The 7,470-nt window shown below is 43.6% G+C and carries 6 protein-coding genes; 2 read left to right on the plus strand and 4 right to left on the minus strand.

Annotated features, from left to right (window positions below):
* Positions 1-52 precede the first annotated feature (52 nt).
* Positions 53-1,903, plus strand: a complete 1,851-nt coding sequence (locus ACSLUR_RS15290; protein ID WP_448555974.1) for a DUF885 domain-containing protein — start codon at positions 53-55, stop codon at positions 1,901-1,903.
* A gap of 140 nt (positions 1,904-2,043) precedes the next feature.
* Here ACSLUR_RS15290 and ACSLUR_RS15295 read toward each other — a convergent pair whose 3' ends face one another.
* A complete protein-coding gene (locus ACSLUR_RS15295) occupies positions 2,044-2,886 on the minus strand; it encodes a mechanosensitive ion channel family protein (RefSeq protein ID WP_448555976.1) in 843 nt (280 codons plus the stop codon).
* Positions 2,887-2,973: 87 nt separating this feature from the next.
* Between ACSLUR_RS15295 and ACSLUR_RS15300 the strand changes: the two genes are divergently transcribed.
* The gene (locus tag ACSLUR_RS15300; protein ID WP_448555978.1) at positions 2,974-3,522 is read left to right on the plus strand and encodes a DUF2780 domain-containing protein; all 549 of its coding nucleotides are present in this window, start codon (positions 2,974-2,976) and stop codon (positions 3,520-3,522) included.
* Between the two features lie 92 nt (positions 3,523-3,614).
* Here ACSLUR_RS15300 and ACSLUR_RS15305 read toward each other — a convergent pair whose 3' ends face one another.
* The 3 genes from ACSLUR_RS15305 to ACSLUR_RS15315 form a co-directional block, all read right to left on the minus strand.
* Positions 3,615-4,949 carry an HlyD family type I secretion periplasmic adaptor subunit gene (locus ACSLUR_RS15305; RefSeq protein WP_448555980.1) on the minus strand — a complete coding sequence of 445 codons (1,335 nt, stop codon included), beginning with the start codon at positions 4,947-4,949 and terminating at the stop codon, positions 3,615-3,617.
* Positions 4,950-5,026: 77 nt separating this feature from the next.
* Positions 5,027-6,709 (minus strand): type I secretion system permease/ATPase, encoded by a 1,683-nt coding sequence (locus ACSLUR_RS15310; RefSeq protein WP_448555982.1) that lies wholly within the window; start codon positions 6,707-6,709, stop codon positions 5,027-5,029.
* 40 nt (positions 6,710-6,749) lie between these two features.
* Positions 6,750-7,439, minus strand: a complete 690-nt coding sequence (locus ACSLUR_RS15315; RefSeq protein WP_448555984.1) for a hypothetical protein — start codon at positions 7,437-7,439, stop codon at positions 6,750-6,752.
* Positions 7,440-7,470 lie beyond the last annotated feature (31 nt).

Consider the following 7,470-nt stretch of genomic DNA (forward strand, 5'->3'; position numbering starts at 1 on the left):
TACTAAATATTCCAAGGCAAACTCAACCAGTTATATAAATGAAGGAAGCACGATGCAATTTAACAAGTCATTATTAGCTTTAGCCCTTAGCACTGCCGTTCTAGCAGGTTGTGGTTCAGAGCAATCAACAAACACAGCACCCGTTGCAGAAAAAGCCACAGAGCAACAAGCCGTTGCCACAGCGCAAACTGAATCAGAAAAAGCAAATGCGCTATTTGATCAGATTTTTGACGAAGGTATTGATCGCAGTCCAATGATGCAGACTTTCTTAGGCATCAAAAAAGACTACGATAAATGGAATGACATTTCAGAAGAAAACGCGCTTAAAGAACTGGAAATTACCAAACAAGATTTAAAGCGCATTCAAGCACTTGATGTGAGCAAGCTTGACCAACAAACATCGGTTAGCTACGCCTTGTTAGAACAAAAATTACAACAAGAAATTGATGATTTTCAGTGGCGCCATCACAACTACCCTGTTAACCAAATGTTTGGTTTACATTCGCAAGTACCAGCCATGCTGATTAACCAGCAAACGATTGCCGATGAAAAAGAAGCGAACGATTACATTGCACGTGTCAATGGCACGAATAAACTGATCAACCAATTAATTGACCAGCTAAAAATTCGTGAAACCAAAGGTATTATCGCCCCTAAATTTGTATTCCCACATGTTATTCGTGATTCGAAAAACATTATTGCGGGCGCCCCTTTCGAAGCCGGTGAAGACGGCACAATTTTGGCTGATTTCCGCAAAAAGGTGAACAACCTGGAATTAGACGATGCCAAAAAATCAGCTTTAATCGCTGACGTTGAAAAGGCATTAGTTGAGCAATTAAAACCTGCATACGACAGCTTAGTTGCTTACTTAATGGATCTGGAAACCAAAGCCGATACACGTGACGGCGCGTGGAAGTTCCCTGAAGGTGAAGTGTTCTTTAACAACGCCCTAAACCGCACAACAACGACTGATTTAACATCTGATCAAATTCATGAAATTGGCTTAAGCGAAGTTGCACGTATTCACGATGAAATGCGCGCCATCATGAAAAAAGTAAACTTTGAAGGCGATTTAGCCGCATTTTTCGAGTTTATGCGCAATGACAAACAGTTCTACTACAACAGTGACGAAGAAGGTCGCGCTCGCTACTTAAAAGAAGCAACAGCATACATCGACACGATGAAAGAGCGCCTAGACGAGCTGTTCTTAACCAAGCCAAAAGCTGGCCTAATAGTTAAAGCCGTTGAACCTTTCCGCGAAAAATCAGCAGGTAAAGCCTTCTACCAACAACCAACACCAGATGGCTCTCGCCCGGGTATTTACTATGCCAACCTTTACGACATGGAGGCCATGCCAACTTACCAAATGGAAGCCTTGGCTTACCACGAAGGTATTCCGGGTCACCATATGGAAATTGCTATGAAGCAAGAGCTTGAAGGTATTCCAAAATTCCGTAAGTTTGGCCGCTACACTGCTTATACTGAAGGTTGGGGTTTATACTCTGAAATGATCCCGAAAGAAATTGGTTTCTATCAAGACCCATATTCAGACTTTGGTCGTTTAGCAATGGAACTATGGCGTGCCTGTCGTTTAGTGGTTGATACGGGTATTCACGCGAAAAAATGGACGCGTGAGCAAGGTATCGAGTACTACGTAACCAATACGCCGAATGCAAAATCTGACGCAGTAAAAATGGTTGAACGACATGTTGTGATGCCATCACAAGCAACTGCATACAAAATTGGTATGTTAAAAATTGTTGAACTGCGTGAAATGGCCAAAGAAAAACTTGGTGACAAGTTCGATATTCGCCAATTCCACAACGTTGTGTTAAGCCAAGGTCCTGTGCCGTTAAACGTACTAACCGATATGGTGAACGAATATATCGCGAAAAATAGCTAAGCAGGATTAGATGTAGCGGCTTTATGTAATGCTACGCAGACTTACACTAGCTATAATCAGCCCGTGATTAACTGTGTCTAACACGTTTAATCACGGGCTTTTTTAGGTCTAAAATCAGCGCTATTACTTCGCTAAAACCTCTATCGCCCTGTTAGCGGCTCACTTCCCACCACCTGAACATTTTGTTTGGGTGTGGGCATACTAATCCCCGCTTGTTTCAGCGCCTGATAAACACTTAAGTTCAATTGAAAACGCTTCGCGAAGTATTCTGCAGTAGGCACCCAACAGCGATATACCAAATGCAACCCGAGTGGCGAAAATCGATCAATACCCACTTGAATTTTAGCGGCGTCACTTAGCTTGCTGGCTAGCATATCTTGAATTAAGCCAATTGCCACTTCAGGATCGGCATCATAGCCAATGGCAATTTCGGCCTCCATTAACTTGTTTTCTTGGCTATTGTGAAATATTTCCCCAACCACCTCTTTGTTGGGAATAAAAATGCGCTCACCATCTTCATTTCTAAGCACTGTCATCGCGAGCTTAATATCATCAACAATTCCGCACCGCTCTTTTAAAATAATCGTGTCTCCTAGCTTGTAGGGCCTTGTTAAAATTATCGCCAACCCTGCGCCGTAGTTAGATATCGGCCCCTGAATCGCCAAACTAATACCAAATGTTAGCGCGCCAATGGCAGCGATTAGCGGAGCGATGGTAAAACCCAGTTGGCTAACCGCAACCACAACAAACAGTAGAATGACCGTTGTTTTGGCTAGGCTACTAAAAAAGCCGCTTAAGGTTGCATCAAGGTTTCGTTTTTCACAAACCTTGCGAACGAGTTTGCTAACCTTTGACGCCAGCCACCAACCAATAATCAGAATGATAACAGCACCAAGAATTTGGAAGCTGTATGTCACTAAATATTCTGCAATTAACTCGTAGAGCTTTTTAAATTCCTGCAACTGTGCCGGCATTTCATCCATGTGGTTCTCCCAATAGTGTTAAAAACTTGTATCTCATGATAATAATTGGGATATGATAACAAGCACAATAATTAATCAAGGAAAGTTATGTCTACTAAGCCTATCGCCCTATTACTAAGTTCCGCACTGTTGTTTTCAGCGCCATCTCACGCCGAAGGTTGGCTTGAAAGTATAAAAAGTATGCTCGGTATTGGTACCAGCGAAAGCCAAGAAGCTGAACAACCTCAAGCCAGTATTGAAGGCTTGATGGCCAGCTTAGAGAGCTTGGGAGTTACTGAAGCACAAATTCAGGGCGGTTTAGCCGCGATTATGAATTTTGTCTCTAACAATATTTCGAATGAAGAATTCAACCAACTTGCTGAAGCTTTACCTGGCAGCAAAGAATTATTGGATGCGGTACCTGATATTAGCCAGCTCAAATCAGGCTCTGGCCTTTCCGGTTTACTTGATAAAGCAAGTGAGTACAGCGACACCTTAAAAGCTGCCAATGATGTGAAAAAACAATTTGAAGTTATCGGCTTGTCGCCGGAGATGATTGGTCAGTACACCACTAAAATTCAAGAGTATTTAGATACACCAGAAGGCGCTCAAGCTAAACAAATTATTCAAGATAGCTTGGGTAAGCTACTCGGCTAGTACTTCTATCGTTTCATTCGTTTTTTGCTGTTAATTGGTACTGCTAATTTCAACTGCTATAAATAGGGCCTCGGTTGAGGCTCTATTTAGATCTAACTTTCCCGCCAAGCCCGATCAATGGTGTCCACTAAAGGTTGTAATAAATATTCTAGCGCCGTGCGTTCCCCAGTTTGAATAAAAACTTCGGCTGGCATGCCAGGGATGAGTTCCAATTCATTGAGCTTTTTTAATTCGTCAGTAGATACACTTACCCTCACTAGGAAAAAGGTTACGCCACTGCGCTCATCTAACATACTGTCTGCCGACACATATTTTACCCGACCCTGCAGTTCCGGCGTGGTGCGCTGCTGAAAACCAGAGAGCTTAACTCGTGCTTGCTGGCCAACTATAACATCATCTATATCAGTGGGAGTAACTTGCCCCTCAATGATTAGCTTGTCATCTGCTGGCACAATTTCCAGCAATAGTTGCCCCGGCACAACAACCCCGCCAATTGTGTGGACGTTAAGACCCACCACAGTGCCAGTCACTGGCGCTTTAACCACCATTTGTTGCAAGGTATGAGCGGCAGCTATTTCACGCTCTTGCAAATCAATAATCTGTTGCTCGACTTCTTGCAGCTCAGCTAACACTTCTTCATTGAAGCTGCGCTTGATTCGAATCAATTCTAGTTTTTTCTCATCAATACTTGAACGAGCTCCTGCGATTAAAGAGATAAACTCGCCACGCTCTCCTTCAAGCTGCGCCAGATTGCGTTCAAGTTCCAAAAGTCGGCCGTTATCGACAAGTCCTTGCGATCGCAGCTGTCTAAGGTTAACTAACTCGTCACTACTAATGGTCACTTGCCGCTCTGTGGCCTTTTTTTGAGCTCGATAGCCATCAATTTGCGTTAACAAATTGTCGATTTGCTGGGCCAATATTTCTTGTTGAGATATTTGAACTTCACGGCGAATAGCGAATAAAGATGTTTGCGCAGCTATCAACCCCTGCTTATCTTGGGCACTTTTACTTTCAGATGGTTGTGCTGTGCTAACTAACGAAAAATCTGGAGCATTTATGCCATCTCGCTCTGCTTGCAACCTAGCTCGTTGAACACGAGCGGCAAATAAGGCACTGCGAACAACAGCTAATGAGGACTCCGCCTGAACAGGGTCTAGCAACACCATCACATCACCATTAGTGACTTGCTGACCATCTTTCACTAACACTTCACGTACGACACCACCATCTAAGTGCTGTATTTGCTTGCGATTAGTGTCTACTTTAATTTGACCGGAAGCAATAATGGCACTGGCAAGAGGCGCCGTCATTGCCCATAAGCCACTGCCCACCACAAAGACAATAATGATCAATAGCCCCAGTAACATCGGCTGTTTTATCGACGTATTTACGCTGGTAACTTTAGCTGCTTGAAAAGCGTTTGCCATATTTCGCTCGACATTAATTGATTCACTATAAATTAATTAAGTGCTAGCTAACTAGATATTAACTAATCCAAATTCAGTTAACTCGACTTTGTTTCCACTACCGGTCTGATCAACTGGCTAATAATTTCCTGTGTTTCACCAAAAGCGGCTATTCGTCCATCGCGCAGCACTAACAACTGATCAGTAACATTCATTAGCGCTGGCCTATGACCAATAACGATCACTGTTGCCCCTTGTTGCTTAAGCGCCACAATTGCTTTCATCACACTACGCTCGGCTTCTGCATCAAGTGATGAAGTTGGTTCATCTAATAGAACCAATTTAGGTTGCCCAAATACGGCTCTTGCAAGGGCAACACGCTGGCGCTGACCACCCGATAGAACTTCACCAAAATCACCAGCGGCACAGTTATACCCTTGATCAAGGTGTAAAATCATGTCGTGCACACCAGCGAGTTGACCAGCTTCCATTATTTGCTCGGGTGATGCGTCGTTAAATCGCGCGATATTCTCTGCTATCGAGCCTGGGAATAATTCAACTTCTTGCGGCAAATAACCAATATAAGGGCCGAGTTGCTCCCTGTCCCATTGATCATAAGTCGCATTATCTAGCCTTATCTCACCATGTATTGGATTAACCAAGCCAAGTAATAATTTTCCTAACGTTGTTTTGCCAGCGGCATTGGGACCTGTAATGCCAAGCACCGTACCTGCTGATAAGTGAAAGCTGATATCTTTTAACAACGGCGACTCACTGCCATCAAATTGATAAATAATATTTTTTACCGCCAAATTACCGACTGGCGCGGGCAAAGGTAAAGGCTCTGTCGGCTCAGCAAAGTGTTGTTGAAACGCGATCAACCTTGCTTTGGCATCTCGTGCTTGAATAACTAGCCTCCAACCACTAATACACGCTTCAATTGGAGCTAACCCGCGCCCCATGATTATAGATGCCGCAATCATAACGCCCGGCGAGGATTCTTGTTGAATAACTAAGAATGCCCCCATGCCTAAAATACCGACCTGCAAGCTAAAGCGAATACCTTTTGATAGCGATGAAATATAGCCACTGCGCTGGGTTGCGACAGCACTTGTCGCTAAGCTTTGCATGCGCGGCTCACGCCATTTAGCTTTTAAGTTATTGGCCATACCCATCGCATAAATAGCGCTTTGCTGACGGGCACAAATATCGGTAAAACGATACGCTTCACCACTGGCGCTGGAGCTTTCTGATTGCACCTTGCGGGTTAAGCTTTCGCCGATAAGTGCTAGAGTGAATAAAACAATGGCACCAGCTAAGGCTAAATGTCCTAACCAAGGGTGTAAGACATAGATAAGCCCTAAGTAAAGTGGTGTCCAAGGGGCATCCATAATCGCCGCCAGTGCAGGGCTAGAGATAAATGAGCGCACTGTTTCAATATCTCGCAGCGGTTGGCTGTGACCTCCTTGCTCTAATATATTTTTAAAAGTATAGCTGGCGACATCATTTTCAAAGCGACAACCTACTCTTGAGAGTACAAGACTTCGCACACTATCTAGAGCAATAAGCACCATCAGTGCAGCAATAGCAAACAAGGTCAAAAACAGTAAGGTGGGCTGACTCGCCGAGATCAGGACACGATCATAAACTTGCAGCATATACAGCGGTGAAACCAACATTAAAATATTGATCACACAGCTAAAGAGAATAACCGGAACAAGCGAGCGCTTAAGTTGGCTAAGCGCTCTATAAAAAGGGAGGTCTTCACTATTAGTTGCCATTAGCACTAATCGCGCTTGCTAGTACGTAAAGTCTGCTGAATTACATTTTTCTACGCAGAAAGTACGCGCTAAATACTAATGCTAGTAACCAAAATGTACCTGGTGAAGGTATAGGTATTGTCTGAATAAGGTTACCAGATAGCCTAAACGCCATATTGGTGTTTATATCACCAAATATAATCTGGTTACTTTGAGGGTTAATCGCCGCAGGAGGAGCCCCCGGTGTGCCTGATATAGTTGAGAGTTGCCAACCTACTGGCGACGGTGAGCCGTTTGTAGGGCTTGCTGCAACTTGAAAAAAATAATCACCAGCCAACAAGTTTTGCGGTGTGGCTAAGGTTAAAGTATGCGAATACAACTGTCCAAACTGAGCGCCAAAATCAGTTACTAGTGTTTCAACTAGCTGATTTCGAGATACCATAGTACTCCATATTGGCGCATCGATTGTCGTTCCACCTAAATTACTATATATCGCCAGATCAAATTCGTTTGATACAAATCCTTGCCCTTCAAATGTCCAAAATTCGATCTCTATCAATTCAACACCACTAGTCAGCATAAAATTGTCAATCACTTTCCCCAAACCAAGTGAGATGGGCCCAGATGCAACAGGGGATGGACCGGTTAGCGGGTCTTGGCTAAACAACAATGCCGCATTGCTACTCGCGGTAAACAATAAACAAAACAACAACAATAGATGACTCAAACGTACGGATAATAACTTAACCATTCCTTGACTCCTTATTTTTGTTTTCTTCTGT

Source organism: Thalassotalea montiporae, from assembly GCF_053485855.1.